The following is an 18,459-nucleotide window of genomic DNA, read 5'->3' on the forward strand; positions in this document are numbered from 1 at the left end:
TCCTCAAGCAGGGCAGAACATCACGAATGGTGGGAGGAGGAGCTGTGATTTAGAGCACGGATTGTAGGGTGAGATGACGTGCTATACAGAGCAAAGCCTTACTGAGCGCGCCAGTTAGCCTCGCTGTGCCTGATGGTGATGACAAGGTAGGGTTTGAAACGGATCGCATTTCTCAAGAAGATGATTTTCAGGAGAAATAAAGCTCCTCTAATCAGGAGAATGGCGATTGGCAGCGACAAAAAAGGGAGCCGCAGCTCCCATGATTTTGCACTTTATTCTTAGATAAACAGACTGCCAAATAGGAAGCCAAAGGCAACGGCGCTGGCGATGGTGACCACACCTGGAATAAAGAATGGGTGGTTAAATACATAGCTACCAATACGCGTTGAACCTGTGTCATCCATTTCTACTGCGGCCAACAAGGTTGGGTAGGTTGGCAGTACGAACAGGGCGCTCACCGCAGCAAAAGAAGCTACTGCGGTCAGAGGCGCCACACCAATCGCCAGTGCGGCAGGCATCAGCGCAACTGTGGTTGCACCTTGTGAGTAAAGCAGCATAGAAGCAAAGAACAGCACCAGTGCCAGCATCCATGGGTAGTCAGCCAGCAGAGTACCAGCCACTTCTTTGATGCCATCGACGTGTGCGTTGACAAACGTTGAACCAAGCCAAGCCACACCCAGTACACAGACACAGGCTGTCATACCTGAGCGGAAGGTTGAAGCGGCTGGAATTTGTGCCGCGTCAATCTTAGTCAGTAGCACAATACCGGCTGCAGCTGCGAGCATGAAGGTCATGATCGCTTCGTTACGGCCAAGCGCTGGGTTTTCGATTAGACCAATCGAGTTTGAAATCGCCGCCGCGTAGCACACCACCAGAATGATCGCGGTGAGGAAGATGTAAGTCGCGGTTTTCGCGGTTGGCAGAATTTCACGCTTCTGAGTACCCGCAAGCTTGATCAGACCTTGTGCCAGACGCTCTTGATAAATCGGATCATCTTTCAGCTCGCTGCCCATAAAGTTGGCCACAAACGCGCCGACCATACAGGCGGCGAAGGTAGTTGGGATACAGATCGCCAGCAGTGTTAAGTAATCCACACCAAACGGTACCAGCATTGCCGCGAAGGCAACGACGGCCGCTGAAATCGGTGAAGCGGTGATCGCGATTTGTGAGGCAACAACAGCAATCGAGAGTGGGCGTGAAGGACGCACGCCTTGACCTTTTGCCACTTCGGCAATCACAGGCAAAGTGGAAAATGCGGTGTGGCCTGTACCTGCCATCAGTGTCATCAGGAAAGTGACAATCGGAGCGTAGAAGGTGATTCTTTCCGGATGTTTACGTAGGAAGTTTTCGGCCAGTTGGACCAGCCAATCCATACCGCCAGCCACTTGCATTGCGGCAATTGCGGTGATGACCGACATGATGATCAAGATGACGTCGACCGGAATAAAGGCTTGTTTAGTCGGTACGCCAAGGATTAATGACAAGGCGATCACACCAGCACCACCGGCCAAACCAATGCCGATACCGCCAATCCGTGCGCCTATGAAGATGAAGAGGAGAACAATAGCCAGTTCGACCCAAATCATAATGATTACCTCATTTAAAGATGAAAAAATTATCTCAACACTCACCATAACGAGCGTTCAAATAATGCTTTCACCGCATTGAGTTTGATGAGAAAAGCCCCCAACAAAGGGGGCTTAAACCGAACGATTATTCGTAACGTTTTGCTTTGTACTGAGGATGCATCAGGTTCTCAACCGAGAAGATGTCATCGAGCTGCTCTTCAGTTAGCAAGCCGCGCTCAAGTACCACTTCGCGTACGCTCTTACCGGTTTCGGCACAGATCTTACCGACAATGTCACCCTCATGGTGGCCAATGTATGGGTTTAAGTAAGTCACGATACCGATAGAGTTAAACACGAAGTTTTCACAGATTTCTTTGTTGACTGTGATGCCATCAATGCACTTGTCGCGTAGGTTGACACAGGCGTTAGTCAGCAGAGAGATAGACTCAAACATCGCTTGAGCAATCACAGGCTCCATGACGTTCAACTGCAGTTGACCCGCTTCTGCGGCGAATGTAATGGTGTTGTCGTTACCGAATACTTTAAAGCAAACTTGGTTCACCACTTCTGGGATTACTGGGTTTACTTTCGCTGGCATGATGGACGAACCCGCTTGCAGTTCAGGCAAGTTGATTTCATTCAGACCTGCACGTGGACCAGAAGAGAGCAGACGTAGATCGTTACAGATCTTAGAGAGCTTCATCGCTAGACGTTTCAACGCGCCGTGAGTCATCACGTAAGCACCACAGTCAGAGGTGGCTTCAATCAGATCTTCTGCTGGAACGGTTTCTAAACCTGTCACTTGCGCCAGATATTTCACGGCCAGCTCTTGGTAACCCGGAGCGGCGTTCAGGCCAGTACCGATCGCGGTTGCGCCCAAGTTCACTTCCAAAAGCAGTTTTGAAGTGTATTGCAGCGCGCGGATCTCTTCATTCAGCGTCACAGCCCATGCGTGGAATTCTTGACCTACGGTCATAGGTACAGCGTCTTGCAACTGAGTACGACCCATTTTCAGGATGTTTTTGTACTCAGCCGCTTTAAGTTCGAATGAGCCTTTTAGGTATTCAATCGCATCAATCACTTTCAGGATGCTGTTGTAAACCGCGATGCGGAAACCCGTTGGGTATGCACAGTTGGTTGATTGGCTCTTGTTTACGTGGTCATTGGGGTTGATGAACTCGTATTGACCTTTTTGTTTGCCCATCAGCTCGAGTGCAACGTTAGCAATCACTTCGTTGGTGTTCATGTTCACTGACGTGCCCGCACCACCTTGGAATACATCTGACGGGAATTGATCCATGCACTTACCTGTTTCAAGAATCAAATCACACGCTTGAAGGATGTAGTTCGCCACATCTTTAGGAATCACGCCCAGCTCTTTGTTTGCCAGAGTGGCCGCTTTTTTGGTCATGATCATGCCGCGTACAAATTCAGGCACGTCAGAGATCGTAACGTTAGAGATGTTGAAGTTTTCGACAGCGCGAAGGGTATGAATACCGTAGTAAGCATCAGCAGGAACGTGACGTTGACCTAACAGATCTTCTTCAATGCGGGTAGCCGGAGTCGCTGTTTTAGGCGCTTCAGATAGGGTAGCCATAAGGGGATCCTTAGATAATTATTCTGGTAAAAAACTAAATTAATAGCCATTTCTGTAATTTAAGAATCCATTCGTCAGAGTTTTTGGCTGGAAATCCGTCCTGACTTACGAGGCACATAATACTGTAAATGCATATTAAAAATAGTAACTGGATCACCTTTTAATACAATTTGATGGAAAATTTGCTGAGAGTTTTATCTATAACTATATAAAGAGAGAAAGCGGTATAAAAAGGAACGGATTTATGGTGAATCGTGCCGATTCAGCAAGGTTGTTGTCGGACCAAGATTTACAAGGATATGTCAGCCGCATACTGGATGTGATTCCGCTGCCGATCATTATTTCTAAATCTTCTGTGCTCGGACAAGGCGAGCGTGAGCATCTGCATTTTAATAAAGCTTTTGTGAAAGAGCTCGGGTATACCATGGCGCAGATCCCAAATATCGAGACTTGGTTTGAAAGGGCTTACCCACAAATTGACTATCGACAGGAGATCATTGCGCAATGGCAAAAGACGGTCGATGAAGCGCGGGCGCAAGGCGAAGATGTCGCGCAGATGTCCGCTTTGATCATGTGTGCTGATGGGGTGCAGCGCTGGTTTTCCGTCTCAGCGCAAATCGAACCGTCCTGTCGTGACGATCTGCATATCATTACTTTTCGCAATATTCATGACTATAAAATCTCTCTTGCTGAAGCTGAGCGCCAATCGCAAATTGATCCATTGACTCAACTGAAAAATCGCCGAGGTTTCTTCACTTGGAGTGAGCCGATAGCACCTGAGACGCTATTGGGGTTGATCATTTTTGATATCGACCATTTTAAGCAGATCAACGATACCTACGGCCATCCTGCTGGAGACTATGTGCTGCGCCAAATCGCCGGATTGTTGGAGCAAAACTTACCTCCACTGTCTTGCTGTGTGCGTTGGGGCGGTGAAGAGTTTTTGGTCTGCTTTGAATGCGACGACATGGCGAATGTGATTGGGCTGGCCGAAAACATACGAGACTATGTTGAGAGCCATACCTTGATGTGGCAAGGACAGCAGATTGCGTTGACGCTCAGTGCTGGGTGCACCATGGGAGCGATGATGAGTCACAATTGGGACAATTTGTTACACACTGCTGATCAAGCGCTGCTGTCGGCGAAACGCTTGGGGCGCAATCGGGTGATTGCTGATCGGTAAACAAAAAGTGTTTGTTGGCGTCGGTTTTCTCTCAGGGTGACTTGTCAGCCATCTCGGTTGTGGTTAACGTGACCAAAACCAAGGAGGTATTGTGTTCCCGATACTACTGTTTGTATTTATTGCAGTCCCTGTGATTGAAATCGCGCTGTTTATTCAAGTCGGCGGCGTGCTCGGAGTGTGGCCGACCATCGCCCTTGTGCTGTTAACCGCAATTGTTGGTGCTTCGCTGGTGCGTAGCCAAGGTTTACAAACGCTGTTAACCGTACAACAGCGCCTAGCGCAAGGCCAACTGCCCGCTCAGCAAATTTTAGAAGGGGTAATGTTAGCCGTGGCGGGTGTGTTGTTACTGACCCCCGGCTTTTTCACGGACATCCTCGGTATGCTGGTACTGCTGCCTGCGCCGCGTGCTTATTTCGCAAAGCAGTTGATGAGCCGTGTGGTGGTCGGCAATATCCACGCCAGTGGAGCCGGTTTTGAGCAGCCCAACCCTTTTCACGATCGTGCAAATCCAAACGGCACGACCTATGAAGGTGAGTTTGAGCGCAAAGACGATCAAGACCAGCACCGTTTGAAATAATACCTTAGGTCAGTCGGTTACTTTGATGGTGTATTAGCGTGCGCCATCAAACCCCATTTGACGCCACGCTTCAAAAGCAATAATTGCTACCGCATTGGAAAGGTTTAGGCTGCGCGCTTCTGGCATCATAGGGATGCGAATCCGCTGCTCGGCGGGCAAGCTGGCAATCAGCTCGGCAGGCAAACCGCGTGTTTCTGGACCAAACAGCAGCACATCGCCTTGTTGAAATTGGGCATCTACATGATGTTGTGTGGTTTTCGTGGTGCAAGCAAACACGCGGAAAGAGCCTCGCTCACGCTGTAAGTATTCGATAAACGCGGCGTAATCTTTATGGCGCGTCACTCGAGCTAAATCATGGTAATCCAAACCGGCGCGGCGCACCTTTTTCTCTTCCAGATCAAAACCCAGTGGCTCGATGAGATGCAAGTTCGCGCCACAGTTGGCACACAAACGAATGATGTTACCCGTATTGGGCGCGATTTCGGGTTCGTAGAGAGCGATATCAAACATAACGGATGGTCAATGAAATAAAGAAGGGGCGAGTATAGCCCCTTCTGATGATTTACGCAGCTTGGGTGAGTGCGATGGCGTAGTTTTCACTGACCGCTTCCCAGTTCACCACATTCCACCACGCATCAATGTACTCAGGGCGGCGGTTTTGGTAGCGAATGTAGTAAGCGTGTTCCCACACATCAAGGGCAAGAATCGGCTCGCCACGCACGGCAACCACATCCATCAATGGGTTATCTTGGTTGCTGGTGGAAGTAATGCTCAGTTGACCTTGTTGCACGATAAGCCAGACAAAACCAGAGCCAAAGGTGTTCACGGCCGCTTGCGAGAAGGCTTCTTTGAACTGCGCAAAACTGCCAAATTGACGTTCTATCTCTGCGGCCAATTCGCCTTGTGGCTCGCCGCCACCGTTAGGCTTCATGCAGTTCCAATACACAATGTGGTTATAGTAGCCACCACCGTGGTTACGCACGGCCGCGGGTAAGGTCGAAACGCGCGCGAAAATCTCGCTCAGTGGCCTATCTTCATGCTCAGTCCCCTTGATGGCAGACAGAAATTTATCGTAGTAAGTGCGGTGGTGCTTGCTGTAATGCACCTCCATGGTCTTGGCATCAATATAAGGTTCTAACGCATCGTAAGCGTAAGGTAGATCGGGAAATAGATGGGGCATAGTATCCTCCTTGGATGAATATCGCTTGGCTATCAGCAAGGCGGATAGCAAGGGTATTCTTTCATGTTAATGATAATTAATATCATTAACAACCTGAAGATTGTGAGGATATTGCTGCCCCGAGTTACTGCGTTAAGCGCTCGCCAGAGGTAAAGTAAAGCGAACTTGTAAGCCTCCTAAGTGACTGCGGTTTGCGCTGATAGTGCCACTGTGTTGGCGAATGGCATTTTCGGTGATGGCTAAACCAAGCCCTGTGCCACCGCTGTGTCGATCCCGCGCTGTCGAGACGCGATAGAACGGGCGGAAAATATCCGCCAACTCCTCTTCGGGTACACCTTCGCCATCATCATCGACGCTCACGATGAGTTGCTGGTCTTGAATGGTAAAGGCTACGTGGATCTGCTGTTGCCCGTAGTGGATTGCGTTACGCACCACGTTTTCCAATGCACTCATCAGTAATTTGGGCGTGCCGTTGATGGTTCGCTCTGGGATCGCGTCAAAAGTCAGCATTTTGTGCATCTGTTCAGCTTCAAATTGCGCATCTTTGAGCAACTCTTCCCATAAACTACTCAGTGGCTGCACTTCGCGCATTAAATGGCTATTGATTTGCATGCGTGAGAGCGCCAGTAAATCCCCAATCATCTGCTCTAAACGTTGTGCTTCGGTATCGATCCGTTCTAATTCACTGCTACTACCGAGTTTACGCATTGCCAGCGCGTTGGCCATGCGTAGCCGAGTTAAGGGTGAACGCAATTCGTGGGAAATATCAGAAAGCAGTCTTTGCTGCCCAGAAACCATCTGATTGACTGCATCCACCATCTGGTTAAAGCTGCGTCCCGCCTGTTGAAACTCCGCTGTGCCGCGTTCTAATTTCGGGTCATGCACAAATTCGCCCCGCGCGACACGCTGCGCGGCTTGAGCCAGATTTTGCGCCGGTTTACTCAAGGCCCACGCCAGCCACAGTAGCAGCGGGGTGCTCACCAGCATGATCGCCAACAAGAGTTGGAAGGGTTTATCAAACAGACGCAGCAAAAACGGCGGCGGTTCATCCCAGCGCATACCGACATACAACAGCAGATCTTGCTTAGCTAGCGTAATGGGCACTGGGCCTGCCAACATATAACGGCCATACAGGCGCTGCTGCGGTTTTTGAACCGATTCAATACTGGAGCAGAAGTTTTGCATCGCTTTAAAACGAAAATCGGTCTGCTTTGAGTTGGTGATAATGTTGCTTTCTAAATCGGTGATAAAAAAACGCGGCTGACCATCGTGTTTACGGTGCTGACTGTCTGGCCCTTCGAGCTGAAACAGAATGGCTCTTAAGTCGGTTTGGTTGCGAAATTGCTGTTCAAAGCGATCTCTGCTCTCGAGCAAACGTTGATGCGTTTCGGGTGATAAGTCACGCGATTTACGCGGGTCAAGATGAGGTAGGGTCAATACCGCGAACAGTACCAACAGCATGGTAAACCAGAAAATCGCAAAGATGCGCCCATACAGGTTATTCAATTTCGGTAACGGTAGACGCATTACTCCTCCTGAACCATTAAGTAGCCGCGACCGCGCAAGGTTTTGATCCGTGCTTTGCCATCTGGCCGCTCAGGCAGTTTTTTGCGCAGGTTAGACACATGCATATCGATGGCTCGATCAAATGCCGCAAGGTGTTTGCCGAGCACTTCAATGCTCAGCATCTCTTTGGTCAAGGTTGCTCCGGGCGACTGCACAAAGTGAGTGAGTAGGGCAAATTCCGTAGTCGTCAGTTCCAGCAGTTGTCCTTGGCAGTAGGCTTCCTGTTTCCCGGGGTAGACTTGAATGTCCTGACACTCGATGACATCGCTGTTTTTAGGCGTGAGGCCGTTTTGCGTACGGCGCAAAATCGCACGAATGCGCGCCAGCAACTCGCGATCGCTAAAAGGTTTGGGTAGATAATCATCCGCTCCGAGCTCTAAGCCGATCACCCGATCGATCTCTTCGCCTTTCGCAGTCAGCATTAAAACCGGCGTTGCCCATTTTTCGCGCAGACGCTTGAGGGTTTCCATGCCATTAAGCTTAGGCATCATCACATCGAGTAGGATCAAGTCGATCTCATCGCTGACCGCGGCTAGTCCGGCTTCACCGTCATTGGCTTGTGAAATTTCAAAGCCTTCGTACTGTAAAACCTCGGTTAATAGACTGGTCAATTCGGTGTCATCGTCGATCAAAAGGATATGTGCCATAGCTGCCTCGTGTATTGCTTGGTTACCTTCAGTTTACCGTGAAAAAAGTGCTGTGGTCAGTGAGCAATCTGCTCTTTACGATTCTTTACGCTCCCTATACGTCACTTGACCTTGCAAGTCGTAATCTATGTTCAAGCGCTGCAGAGCAGCCTAATCGATAACGAAACGAAATGTAGAGGAACGAACGATGAAACTTGCCAAAAAAATGATTTTAGCCGCGGCTGTCCTACCACTGACTCTGGGAACGACGGCGGCGCTGGCTTACGGTGGTCACGGTTGGGATAAAGAGGGTGATGGACATTGTGGCGACCGCGGTGAACGTGGGATCTGGAAACAGCTTGATTTAACCGCTGAGCAGCAAGCCCAACTCAAAGAGATGCGTGAGGCTGGACGTGAAGAGATGCGCGCTAATCGCGGGCAAAACCATGATGCGATGAAAGCATTGCACGCGCAGGAGCGCGCTCTGGTGCTCGCGGCTGATTTTGACCAAGCAGCCGCTGAGAATCTGGCAAAACAGATGGTAGATCAGCAAGTGACTCATCGCGTAAAAATGATGGAAAAACGCCATCAAATGATGAGCATTTTGACTGCCGAACAGAAAGCCAAGTTGCAAACCCTGCAACAAGAGAAAATGGCGGACTGCACGCAAGATGGCCAACATGGCAAAGGCAAAAAACACGCTAATCAATAATCGAACGACTCACGACTCTTACTTCAACAAGGCGGCCTAAGTGCTGCCTTGTGGTTTTTGGTTTCTCGGTTATCTCCTCCTTCTTCCGCTTGAAGCGGCGCAGTGTTGACTAGGCTCGTTCTACCCAATACCTGCAACGCTCACTCGTTTGGGTATATACTCGGTCTTCTGTCTGACAACCCAAGAAAAAGGGAAGCGTGATGAAAAAAGAATACGCTCGTTTGGTCACCATGGCCGCTTGGACCGCGACGGCGGTAGCCTCGCTGCTCTTGGTGGTCAAGGTTGCAGCGTGGTGGGTAACGGGGTCAGTGAGCTTACTGGCGTCTTTAATCGACTCGGTACTCGATATCGCCGCCTCTGTGGTTAACCTTATCGTATTACGTTTTGCACTACAGCCCGCTGACCATGAACATGCGTTTGGGCATGGTAAAGCAGAATCGCTCGCGGCATTGGCACAAGCCATGTTTATTTCGGGCTCCGCGTGCTTTTTGATCCTCAACGGTGTCGATCGCTTCTTCCGACCCCATGAATTGAATGCCCCTGAATTAGGCATCTATGTCAGCGCCATCGCCATGTTGGTGACTTTTGGCTTAGTACTGTTTCAGCGCTATGTGGTCAGAAAAACCGGCAGCCAAGCGATTGCCGCAGACTCGCTCCATTATCAATCCGATCTGCTGATGAACGCGGCCATCATGGTTGCGTTGGGATTAAGTTGGTGGGGATTGGGTCAAGCGGATGCCATTTTTGCGATCGGTATCGGTCTCTATATCTTATTCAGCGCCTTTAAAATGGTGCATGATGCGGTGCAGACGCTGCTTGACCGTAAATTACCCGATGAAGAGTTGGAACAAATTCATGCGATCTGCCTCAGTGTGGCTGGCGTGATTGGTATGCATCAACTGCGTACGCGTATGTCCGGCCCGGTGCGCTTCATTCAGCTCCATTTGGAATTAGATGACAACATTTCGTTGCTGGAAGCACATCAGATCTCGGATCGGGTGGAAGATAAATTGCGTGAACATTTTGTGGGGGCTGATGTTTTGATCCATCAAGACCCGCATTCCGTGGTGCTTGAGGCCGAGCAGCAACAAAAATCGCTCCAGTGAGGCGACAAAAGGCGTCAGTTTGACTATCTTTTCCCCAAGTTAACAAAAAAACGCCAACCCTGACATGAATCAACACAGGGTGAGCACAAAACTGTAATACTCTTACATAAGTAGAAAACTTACAGAATTTAGTGCAAATAACAGTAGTATTCCTAATCGGGAAAGGTAACATTACGCACAGTTTTTGAATTTTTCTGTCTGGTTCCTTACAAGCCAGACGGCGTAGAAATTGATATTCGATTCGCAAAGTTCGAGGGTGAGCATGATTAAAAAAATCGGTGTTTTGACGAGTGGTGGCGATGCCCCAGGTATGAATGCAGCTATTCGCGGCGTGGTGCGTACAGCACTTGGCGCAGGTTTAGAAGTGTTTGGTATTTACGACGGCTACCAAGGTCTGTACGAAGATCGTATTAAGCAGCTAGACCGTTCAAGCGTGTCTGACGTGATCAACCGTGGCGGTACTTTTTTAGGCTCTGCACGCTTCCCACAATTTCGTGAAGTTGAAGTGCGCGAAAAAGCGATTGAAAACCTGAAAAAGCACGGCATTGAAGCGCTGGTTGTGATTGGTGGTGACGGCTCTTACATGGGCGCCAAAAAACTGACCGAAATGGGTTTCCCTTGTATCGGTCTGCCAGGCACGATTGATAACGATATCGCGGGCACCGACTACACCATCGGTTATTTGACTGCCCTGAACACCGTTATTGAAGCGATTGACCGTCTGCGCGATACCTCTTCTTCACACCAACGTATCTCTATCGTAGAGATCATGGGTCGTCACTGTGGTGACTTGACGCTGACCTCTGCGATTGCGGGTGGCTGTGAATACATCATCACCCCGGAAACGGGTCTGAATATGGAACAGCTGATTTCCAATATCAAAGATGGTATTGCGAAAGGCAAAAAGCACGCGATCATTGCGCTGACTGAGCTGATGATGGATGCCAACAAACTGGCCAAAGAGATTGAATCGGCGACAGGCCGTGAAACTCGCGCAACTGTATTAGGCCACATTCAACGTGGTGGTAAACCTACCGCATTTGACCGTGTACTGGCATCACGCATGGGTAACTACGCAGTGCATCTATTGATGGAAGGTCACGGTGGTCGTTGTGTGGGTATCCAGAAAGAGCAACTGGTTCACCACGACATCATTGATGCGATTGAAAACATGAAGCGTCCAGTACGCACTGACCTGTACAAAGTCGCTGAAGAGCTGTTCTAAGCTCGCAGCACTTTGTATTCAGAGACAAAAAGACCGCCAAGGCGGTCTTTTTTATACGGGTTTGTTTATATGCGGATTAGAGAATGATGTCGCGCACTTGTTGGTCTTTACGCTCCAGATAGTGAATTGAGCGAATACGACGAATGGTGCGACAGCGGCCGCGGATCAGCAGTGTTTCTGTTGTCGCGATATTGCCTTTGCGACTGATGCCATCAAGCAAATCACCTTTGGTGATGCCGGTGGCCGCGAAAATCACGTTATCGCTGCGTGCCATGTCTTCCATTTTCAGCACTTTACCGGCTTCTACGCCCATTTGTTGACAGCGTTCGAGCTCTTTTGCCCCCCAAATGCGATTATCTTCGCTATCGCCTTTGACTTGATGACGCGGCAGTAAACGGCCTTGCATGTCGCCATCCAGCGCGCGGATCACCGCCGCAGAGACTACGCCTTCTGGTGCCCCACCAATGCAGTACATCATGTCCACTTCACTATCGGGCATACAGGTCAGAATCGATGCGGCGACATCGCCATCCGGCACCGCAAAAACACGTACGCCCATCTCTTGCATTTGCGCAATCACTTGGTCGTGGCGCGGTTTGGCAAGCGTGATCACCACCAAATCGGTTAAGGGTTTGCCGAGTGCTTTTGCGACATGGTTTAGGTTATCTTTCAGCGGCAAATTGAGGTCGATGCAGCCTTTTGCACCGGGGCCAACCACCAACTTTTCCATGTACATATCGGGCGCTTTCAGGAAACTGCCTTTTTCACCGGCTGCAAGCACGGCTAAGGCATTGGATTGTCCCATGGCGGTCATGCGAGTACCTTCGATAGGGTCGACCGCAATATCAACCGCATCGCCCCCCAGACCGACTTGCTCGCCAATGTACAGCATAGGCGCTTCATCAATTTCGCCTTCACCAATCACAATTTCACCGCTGATCTCCGTTTGGTTGAGCAGGATGCGCATCACTTCTACCGCAGCGCCATCGGCGGCATTTTTATCGCCACGTCCTAACCATTTATAGCCTGCGAGTGCGGCACCTTCGGTGACGCGGGAAAAAGCCATTGCTAAATCGCGTTTCATGTTTGCTTTGCTCCAAACCCAAGAGAGAAATTTTGCGCGGCATTCTACCACACTCCCAAGTAAACGTTTGCCTTTTGCGGCGATTCGCCTTTGCCTTTGATCAAAAACGCGCAAGAAAAGTCGAGGTTTGCTCGAAAATGCCAGCTCGGATCGGGCTTAGCGGCTCGTTAAGTTAAGCTTGGGTCAAATTGCGCGGTTTTTTTAACCGAATAGCGAAAAAGATCGAACTTAGGGCGTGTTTCTGTGCACAGGGCTGAGTAGAATGAACTCAATCAGTGAAGTCCACTTCACCTTAACCGAATCAACAAGGGTAAAACGTCATGTCTTTTGAAGTATTAGAAAAACTGGAAGCGAAAATTCAAACTGCAGTCGACACCATTGCACTGCTGCAAATGGAAGTTGAAGAGCTCAAAGAAGAAAAGCAACAGCTGCAAAATGAAGCGCAAGAGCTGCGTGAAGCGCGTGAAGCACTTGAGCAACGTGCACAGCAAGTTCAGCAAGAGCATGCGGCATGGCAAGAGCGCATTCGTAGCCTGCTGGGCAAAATGGAAGACGTGGAATAATTTTCCTCATGCAAACGCCGACAGTGATGTCGGCGTTTTTGATCTAGGCTCGAAGTTTTCACTTAAGCTTGTGGGCGAACGCCCAAGGTGTGGCATAACGCGTAGGTCATTTCGGCACGGTTTAGGGTGTAGAAGTGGAAATCCTTCACCCCTTCACGGCACAGCACGCGCACCATATCAATGGCTTGGCTTGCACCTACCAACTGGCGAGTCACCGGATCGTCTTCTAATCCTTCAAACTGCTTCACCATCCAATTCGGAACTTTGACGTTGTTTTGCGCAGCGAAGCGCGACGCTTGTTTAAAGTTAGAAACCGGCAGAATGCCAGGCACGATTTCTACGTCAATCCCAGCCGCTACGCAGCGATCGCGAAAGCGTAGGTAGCTTTCTACATCAAAGAAAAACTGCGTGATGGCACGATTCGCACCCGCATCGACTTTGCGTTTTAAATTGAGCAGATCCGCTTGCGCACTTTTCGCTTCAGGGTGCACTTCAGGGAAGGCGGCCACGGAAATATCAAAATCGTGGCGTGATTTGAGCAGCGTCACTAGATCGGAAGCGTACATCTCTGGCTTACCACCGCCAGCCGGGATATCACCACGTAGCGCCACAATATTCTGGATGCCGTTATGCCAGTAGTCATCGGCGATCTGGATCAGTTCATCACGAGTGGCATCGATACAAGTCAGGTGTGGCGCGGCAATTAAACCGGTTTGATCTTTGATCGCTTTAATGATCGAGTGAGTACGGTCACGCTCACCAGAGTTTGCGCCATAAGTGACCGAAACAAATTTCGGTTGGAGTGTTTTCAGACGGTGTACCGAGCCCCAAAGCGTTTCTTCCATTTGTGGTGAGCTGGGTGGAAAAAACTCAAACGAAACATTGATGTCGGAAAGCTCCGCAATGTTTTGGTTCAATGCATCGATATGGCTAGCGTGTGTATATCCCATCTTGTACTCCCTGTGACCAAGTGTCACTGCCTGAATCTGAATTGACGTTTAGACGTCTATATGGCTGTAGAATGTCGTGAATGCGCTTTGATGTCAACCTCGCCATTATGAAGATTACTCATGTTGATCGTGAAGTCGATTCACGCTCGAAAATGTCATTCAGCGCTATGTATGGTTCTTGGTGAGAGAGATAGAGCATGATGCTTTCTATACCCAAAAGTATAGAGGATGGGAGGGAAAGCTCGCCATTTCGACGAGCTTTGTTTTAAGGGGCAGAACAAGAGACTTAGAGTAGGCTCGCGAGCAGATTCAAATCCGACTGAATCGCGCCAGCGGTTACTTCACGTCCAGCGCCGGGACCTCGGATCACCAATGGATTATCGCGATACCATTTGCTCTCGATGGCAAAGATGTTGTCACACGGCAGTAAGTTAGCCAGCGGATGATCTTGCTCAAGCGCTTCAACGCCCACGCTGGCTTTGCCATTTTTCTCTAGCCTTGCGACGTAGCGCAGCACCTTGCCTTGCTTCTGCGCACGGGCGAGGCGTTCGGCTAGCTGCTCGTTGAGCAGTTTGCTGTTGTCGAGAAAATCATCCAGTGATACAGAGCGCAGCTCGGCAGGTACCAATGATTCCACTTTGACATTCTGCGGCTCGATCTCAAGGCCAGATTCACGCGCCAAGATCACCAATTTACGCATAACATCAGAACCATCCAGATCACTACGCGGATCGGGCTCTGTTAAACCTTGCTGCCACGCTAAATCCACCAGTTCACTGAATGGCAAGCTGCCGTCGTATTGTTGGAACAGCCATGAGAGCGTGCCGGAGAAAATGCCCGAAAGTGCCATGATGTCATCGCCGCTTTCACGTAGGTCACGCACTGTGTGGTTAATTGGTAAGCCCGCGCCTACCGTGGCGTTATACAGCCAGTGGCGGCCAATTTTGTGAAAGGCATCTTTAACTTGATAGTAATAATTCCCCGCAGCAGAGCCAGCCACTTTGTTGGCGGAAATCAGGTGCAAACCGTGTTCGGCAATGTCGAGATACTGCTCAGCTAACTCTTCGCTGGCGGTGACATCAATCACGACTGCTTCATCGTAACCTTCTAATGCGCCGAGTTTTTTCAGCCAGCTTTGCTCTTGATTGGGCAGTGCTTCATCTTGGAAATGCGTGGCCACTTGGTTTGGATTAATGCCTTGCTCATTAAACCAGTAGGTTTGGCTATCGACTACCGCAACCAACTCAAAATTCATGCCGTGGCGTTGTTCCAATTTCTCTTTTTGTTCAGCAAACAGTTTGAGCCAACTTGAACCAATATTGCCTTTGCCACACAGCGCAATCGCAACGCGTTTTTGAGCTTGGAAGAGCTGTTTGTGAATGGCGTTAACCAATGAATGAATCGGCGTTTGGCGAAGTATGGCAACCAAACTGAGGCTTGATTCTGACGCGCTGATAAACTCGACTGGTAAAGCATTCAGCTGTTGGTAGAAGCCATAACAGTGGTTCGGGTTTTTGGTGACGCCCGCACCGACCGCAGCAATCAGGTCATAGCCTTCTTTGAGTTTGATTTCCGCCTCGAACGCAGCATCTTGCAGCACCGCAAATGCGCCAGGCGCAATTTCTGCTGTGTAAGCTAAACGCAAACGGTATTGGTCAGGTTGTGCTTCGTAAGTCAGCGGTTGCAGTTGTACGCGCAGCAAATGTTGTAACACATCTTCTTGCAAGCGCTGGAAATCATGGTGATGAGCAAAGCTCAGCTCAATCAGCAGCACATCATCGAGTGAAGTAATGATTTTCGCGCCGCGACCAGAAGCCAGTACCCGCTCAATGCGAGTAGAACCCGATTCCGGTTGGTGGCTGCAACGTAAGTGAAGCTCCATGGTGCTTTGTGCCACAGGTTGTAGTGTGCGGCTGTGCATAACTGGCGCAGCTAAGCGTGCCAGCTCATTGGCTTCATCGAGTCTTAGCAGTGGCAGCAAACAGGCATCGCTGACAATGCGTGGATCAGCACTGTACACGCCAGCCACATCACTCCAAATGGTCACGCGTGAGACTTCAGCCAGTGCGCCAATCACGGTCGCAGAATAATCGGAACCGTTACGACCGAGTAGGACAGTATCGCCCTGTTCGTTTTGCGCCATAAAACCGGTGATCACCACACGGCGCTGGTTATGTTGTGCCAACACGGCTTTCAGTAGCGGGTAAGAGCGCGCGCGATCCACTTCCGGCTGTGTGCCCGCTTCGGCACGTAAAAATGTTCGCGCATCTTGTGCGACCGCTGGTAAATCTTGCTGGTTCAGTAATGCGGCGAGCAGGCGTGCCGACCATTGCTCGCCATGTCCTAAAACCCAAGCGTATTGTGCGTGACTAAGAGGAGCCGTGAGCTCGCCTAACACGCTGATCTCTTGTTGCAGTTGGCTAAGTAGTGGTTCGGCTGCTTCGTTGCTGAGTAGCTTAGTAATCAATTCAGACTGATATTGGCGCAGCGCATGTAAGGTTTCATGGGCAACGCGACCATCTTTACTGAGTGCTTCGACAAAACTGATCAAACGGTTAGTGGTTTTGCCAGCCGCAGAAACCACCACCAGATCATCACTTTTGGAATAACTTTTAAGAATTTTCGCGACACGCTGATAACACTCAGGGTCAGCAAGGCTACTACCACCAAATTTATGCAATTGACGGGGATGGGTCATTCACAAATCTCCTTAATTCGCGGCAAGAGTGTGCAAAAAGGCTTGGTCAAGATCGGCAATCAGATCAGAGGCATCTTCAAGACCGACGGAAAGACGCAGCAACTGCTGGGAAATTCCCGCTTCAGCTAAGGCTTCTTCGCCCATTGCACGATGAGTCATAGACGCGGGATGGCAGATAAGACTTTCTACCCCACCAAGTGACTCTGCCAGTGAAAACAGCGCCAACTTACCCACAAAGAATTTCAACTGCTCAAAACTGCCGGCAAACTCGAAACTGAGCATAGCGCCAAAGCCAGATTGCTGTTTTTTGGCAATCTCATGACCCGGATGGTCGAGCAGACTTGGATGATAAATTTTGCCAACCAAAGATTGAGTCTGTAGATAAGCCAAAATCTGTTGCGCACTCTCTTCATGCACGCGCATCCGCGCGCCCAGCGTGCGAATACCACGTAAGGTCATGTAGCTATCAAATGGAGTACCAGTTGAACCTAAACAGTTGCCCCACCAAGCCAACTCTTCTGCATGTTGCTTGTGTTTACAGATCAACACGCCGCCAATCACATCCGAGTGACCATTAATGTATTTGGTGGTGGAGTGCAGCACAAAATCCGCGCCCAAGGTGAGAGGCTTTTGGAATACCGGGGTTAAGAAGGTGTTATCGACCGCTACCAAAGTGCCTTGCGTTTTCGCTAACTGGCAAAGATGAGCAATATCCACCACACGCACTAAAGGGTTGGAGGGGGTTTCAATCAGCAGCAGTTTGGGCTTGCGGGCTAAAGCTTGGGTGAGTGCGGCTGCGTTGGATTGATCCACAAACTGCACTTTGAAATCGCCTTTTTTAGCGCGAGTGTTGAGCAAGCGATAAGTGCCGCCATAGCAGTCATGCGGCGCGACAATCAGATCGTCAGGGCCTAACAAGGCTGTGACCCACAAATTGATGGCCGAAGTGCCACAGTTGGTCACTACGGCACCTTCTCCACATTCAAGCTCATATAAGGTTTGTTCTAATAGGCCTCGGTTTGGGTTGCCTGAGCGGGTGTAATCGTATTTAGGTACTTCGCCAAATGCGGGAAAACCATAGTTGGTCGAAAGATAAATAGGGGGCACAACGGCATGGTATTGAGTGTCCGATTCAATCCCGGTACGAACCGCAATAGTGGCTGGCTTGCGTGTGGTCATGGAGTTTCCTTGCTGGCTATTCTGTCCTAGAGGGCTTCATCATATACCTTTCCTGCTTTAAGCTGCAGTGTCGGTTGTCGCATCGCAACTTTCCCTAACTGGGGGATGAGGTTTATTCGTTGCCCATAAATTACTCGACACTTTACTGATGTTAAATAAAGACGTCAACACTTCTAGACGTCTATATGTCTTTGCTTATGGCGGTAAATCCCGCTAAAATTAGGGCCTTTGAAATTTCGATTCGAACCACAATAACGAAGGTGCGCAATGGCAGACTGGAATGGCGAATACATCAGCCCCTATGCAGAGCATGGGAAAAAGAGCGAGTTGGTAAAAAAAATCACGGTATCCATTCCGCTGAAAGTTCTCAAAGTGCTAACGGATGAGAGAACACGCCGTCAAGTCAATAACTTACGTCACGCAACCAACAGTGAATTGCTGTGCGAAGCCTTCTTGCATGCTTATACCGGCCAGCCGCTGCCGACGGACGAAGACCTACGTAAAGATCGCCCTGATGATATTCCTGCCGAAGCCAAACGTTTGATGACCGAAATGGGGATTGAGTTCGAATCTTACGATGAGTAACGATTGGCGTGAGTGATACGGGTTCATTGAACAAATCCTGCTTATAAAAAAGCCCCTCAT

17 protein-coding genes are annotated in these 18,459 nt (G+C 49.7%); 7 read left to right on the forward strand and 10 right to left on the reverse strand.

What is annotated here, in order from left to right:
• Positions 1 to 278: 278 nt before the first annotated feature.
• Together F0316_RS00830 and aspA are read right to left on the reverse strand one after the other, a co-directional pair.
• Positions 279 to 1,586, reverse strand: coding sequence for an anaerobic C4-dicarboxylate transporter (locus F0316_RS00830; protein ID WP_000638377.1), 1,308 nt, complete (start codon positions 1,584 to 1,586; stop codon positions 279 to 281).
• A gap of 127 nt (positions 1,587 to 1,713) precedes the next feature.
• Positions 1,714 to 3,165, reverse strand: coding sequence for an aspartate ammonia-lyase (aspA, locus tag F0316_RS00835; protein ID WP_000224048.1), 1,452 nt, complete (start codon positions 3,163 to 3,165; stop codon positions 1,714 to 1,716).
• A 244-nt stretch (positions 3,166 to 3,409) separates the two neighbouring features.
• Here aspA and F0316_RS00840 point away from each other — a divergent pair, with 244 nt between their 5' ends.
• Together F0316_RS00840 and F0316_RS00845 are read left to right on the forward strand one after the other, a co-directional pair.
• Positions 3,410 to 4,348 carry a GGDEF domain-containing protein gene (locus tag F0316_RS00840; protein WP_149560145.1) on the forward strand — a complete coding sequence of 313 codons (939 nt, stop codon included), beginning with the start codon at positions 3,410 to 3,412 and terminating at the stop codon, positions 4,346 to 4,348.
• A 91-nt stretch (positions 4,349 to 4,439) separates the two neighbouring features.
• Positions 4,440 to 4,925 carry an FxsA family protein gene (locus F0316_RS00845; protein ID WP_148500345.1) on the forward strand — a complete coding sequence of 162 codons (486 nt, stop codon included), beginning with the start codon at positions 4,440 to 4,442 and terminating at the stop codon, positions 4,923 to 4,925.
• A 33-nt stretch (positions 4,926 to 4,958) separates the two neighbouring features.
• Here the strand turns inward: F0316_RS00845 and trmL are convergent, their stop codons facing one another.
• The 4 genes from trmL to F0316_RS00865 form a co-directional block, all read right to left on the reverse strand.
• On the reverse strand, positions 4,959 to 5,435 hold the full coding sequence (gene trmL / locus F0316_RS00850; protein WP_000459575.1) for a tRNA (uridine(34)/cytosine(34)/5-carboxymethylaminomethyluridine(34)-2'-O)-methyltransferase TrmL: 477 nt from the start codon (positions 5,433 to 5,435) through the stop codon (positions 4,959 to 4,961).
• 52 nt (positions 5,436 to 5,487) lie between these two features.
• Complete coding sequence (locus tag F0316_RS00855) at positions 5,488 to 6,105, reverse strand: superoxide dismutase (RefSeq protein ID WP_001120291.1); 618 nt, start codon at positions 6,103 to 6,105, stop codon at positions 5,488 to 5,490.
• A gap of 132 nt (positions 6,106 to 6,237) precedes the next feature.
• Positions 6,238 to 7,632 carry an envelope stress sensor histidine kinase CpxA gene (cpxA, locus tag F0316_RS00860; protein ID WP_001239209.1) on the reverse strand — a complete coding sequence of 465 codons (1,395 nt, stop codon included), beginning with the start codon at positions 7,630 to 7,632 and terminating at the stop codon, positions 6,238 to 6,240.
• Positions 7,632 to 8,318 (reverse strand): response regulator, encoded by a 687-nt coding sequence (locus F0316_RS00865; RefSeq protein ID WP_000940152.1) that lies wholly within the window; start codon positions 8,316 to 8,318, stop codon positions 7,632 to 7,634. Before F0316_RS00865 ends, cpxA begins: the two co-directional genes overlap by 1 nt.
• Positions 8,319 to 8,505: 187 nt before the next feature.
• Between F0316_RS00865 and F0316_RS00870 the strand changes: the two genes are divergently transcribed.
• The 3 genes from F0316_RS00870 to pfkA all read left to right on the forward strand — a co-directional run bounded on the left by F0316_RS00870 (position 8,506) and on the right by pfkA (position 11,340).
• The gene (locus F0316_RS00870; protein ID WP_148495361.1) at positions 8,506 to 9,009 is read left to right on the forward strand and encodes a CpxP family protein; all 504 of its coding nucleotides are present in this window, start codon (positions 8,506 to 8,508) and stop codon (positions 9,007 to 9,009) included.
• Between the two features lie 200 nt (positions 9,010 to 9,209).
• Positions 9,210 to 10,115, forward strand: coding sequence for a CDF family cation-efflux transporter FieF (gene fieF / locus F0316_RS00875; protein ID WP_000712635.1), 906 nt, complete (start codon positions 9,210 to 9,212; stop codon positions 10,113 to 10,115).
• A gap of 262 nt (positions 10,116 to 10,377) precedes the next feature.
• Positions 10,378 to 11,340 (forward strand): 6-phosphofructokinase, encoded by a 963-nt coding sequence (gene pfkA / locus F0316_RS00880; RefSeq protein WP_000591796.1) that lies wholly within the window; start codon positions 10,378 to 10,380, stop codon positions 11,338 to 11,340.
• Between the two features lie 76 nt (positions 11,341 to 11,416).
• Here pfkA and glpX read toward each other — a convergent pair whose 3' ends face one another.
• Positions 11,417 to 12,424 carry a class II fructose-bisphosphatase gene (gene glpX, locus F0316_RS00885; RefSeq protein ID WP_111674143.1) on the reverse strand — a complete coding sequence of 336 codons (1,008 nt, stop codon included), beginning with the start codon at positions 12,422 to 12,424 and terminating at the stop codon, positions 11,417 to 11,419.
• 320 nt (positions 12,425 to 12,744) lie between these two features.
• On the opposite strand from glpX, the gene zapB reads away from it, so the two are divergent.
• The gene (gene zapB / locus F0316_RS00890) at positions 12,745 to 12,987 is read left to right on the forward strand and encodes a cell division protein ZapB (protein ID WP_000007388.1); all 243 of its coding nucleotides are present in this window, start codon (positions 12,745 to 12,747) and stop codon (positions 12,985 to 12,987) included.
• A gap of 62 nt (positions 12,988 to 13,049) precedes the next feature.
• Here the strand turns inward: zapB and metF are convergent, their stop codons facing one another.
• From metF to F0316_RS00905, 3 genes are all read right to left on the reverse strand, one after another.
• Entirely contained in the window at positions 13,050 to 13,937 is an 888-nt protein-coding gene (metF, locus tag F0316_RS00895) for a methylenetetrahydrofolate reductase (protein ID WP_000542395.1), read from the reverse strand.
• Positions 13,938 to 14,223: 286 nt separating this feature from the next.
• Positions 14,224 to 16,635 carry a bifunctional aspartate kinase/homoserine dehydrogenase II gene (locus tag F0316_RS00900; RefSeq protein ID WP_149560146.1) on the reverse strand — a complete coding sequence of 804 codons (2,412 nt, stop codon included), beginning with the start codon at positions 16,633 to 16,635 and terminating at the stop codon, positions 14,224 to 14,226.
• A gap of 12 nt (positions 16,636 to 16,647) precedes the next feature.
• Positions 16,648 to 17,814, reverse strand: a complete 1,167-nt coding sequence (locus F0316_RS00905) for an O-succinylhomoserine (thiol)-lyase (protein WP_000213242.1) — start codon at positions 17,812 to 17,814, stop codon at positions 16,648 to 16,650.
• Positions 17,815 to 18,081: 267 nt separating this feature from the next.
• Here F0316_RS00905 and metJ point away from each other — a divergent pair, with 267 nt between their 5' ends.
• Positions 18,082 to 18,399, forward strand: coding sequence for a met regulon transcriptional regulator MetJ (metJ, locus tag F0316_RS00910; RefSeq protein WP_000796267.1), 318 nt, complete (start codon positions 18,082 to 18,084; stop codon positions 18,397 to 18,399).
• Positions 18,400 to 18,459 lie beyond the last annotated feature (60 nt).

The organism is Vibrio cholerae, from assembly GCF_008369605.1.
Taxonomy (GTDB): domain Bacteria; phylum Pseudomonadota; class Gammaproteobacteria; order Enterobacterales; family Vibrionaceae; genus Vibrio; species Vibrio cholerae.

Coding starts and splice junctions, on each gene's coding strand:
- F0316_RS00865 (WP_000940152.1), bottom strand. CDS start 8,318: ATGGCACATATCCTTTTGATCGACGATGACACCGAATTGACCAGTCTA.
- F0316_RS00905 (WP_000213242.1), bottom strand. CDS start 17,814: ATGACCACACGCAAGCCAGCCACTATTGCGGTTCGTACCGGGATTGAA.
- pfkA (WP_000591796.1), top strand. CDS start 10,378: ATGATTAAAAAAATCGGTGTTTTGACGAGTGGTGGCGATGCCCCAGGT.
- trmL (WP_000459575.1), bottom strand. CDS start 5,435: ATGTTTGATATCGCTCTCTACGAACCCGAAATCGCGCCCAATACGGGT.
- F0316_RS00840 (WP_149560145.1), top strand. CDS start 3,410: ATGGTGAATCGTGCCGATTCAGCAAGGTTGTTGTCGGACCAAGATTTA.
- zapB (WP_000007388.1), top strand. CDS start 12,745: ATGTCTTTTGAAGTATTAGAAAAACTGGAAGCGAAAATTCAAACTGCA.
- fieF (WP_000712635.1), top strand. CDS start 9,210: ATGAAAAAAGAATACGCTCGTTTGGTCACCATGGCCGCTTGGACCGCG.
- F0316_RS00830 (WP_000638377.1), bottom strand. CDS start 1,586: ATGATTTGGGTCGAACTGGCTATTGTTCTCCTCTTCATCTTCATAGGC.
- metF (WP_000542395.1), bottom strand. CDS start 13,937: ATGGGATATACACACGCTAGCCATATCGATGCATTGAACCAAAACATT.
- metJ (WP_000796267.1), top strand. CDS start 18,082: ATGGCAGACTGGAATGGCGAATACATCAGCCCCTATGCAGAGCATGGG.
- aspA (WP_000224048.1), bottom strand. CDS start 3,165: ATGGCTACCCTATCTGAAGCGCCTAAAACAGCGACTCCGGCTACCCGC.
- F0316_RS00870 (WP_148495361.1), top strand. CDS start 8,506: ATGAAACTTGCCAAAAAAATGATTTTAGCCGCGGCTGTCCTACCACTG.
- glpX (WP_111674143.1), bottom strand. CDS start 12,424: ATGAAACGCGATTTAGCAATGGCTTTTTCCCGCGTCACCGAAGGTGCC.
- cpxA (WP_001239209.1), bottom strand. CDS start 7,632: ATGCGTCTACCGTTACCGAAATTGAATAACCTGTATGGGCGCATCTTT.
- F0316_RS00855 (WP_001120291.1), bottom strand. CDS start 6,105: ATGCCCCATCTATTTCCCGATCTACCTTACGCTTACGATGCGTTAGAA.
- F0316_RS00900 (WP_149560146.1), bottom strand. CDS start 16,635: ATGACCCATCCCCGTCAATTGCATAAATTTGGTGGTAGTAGCCTTGCT.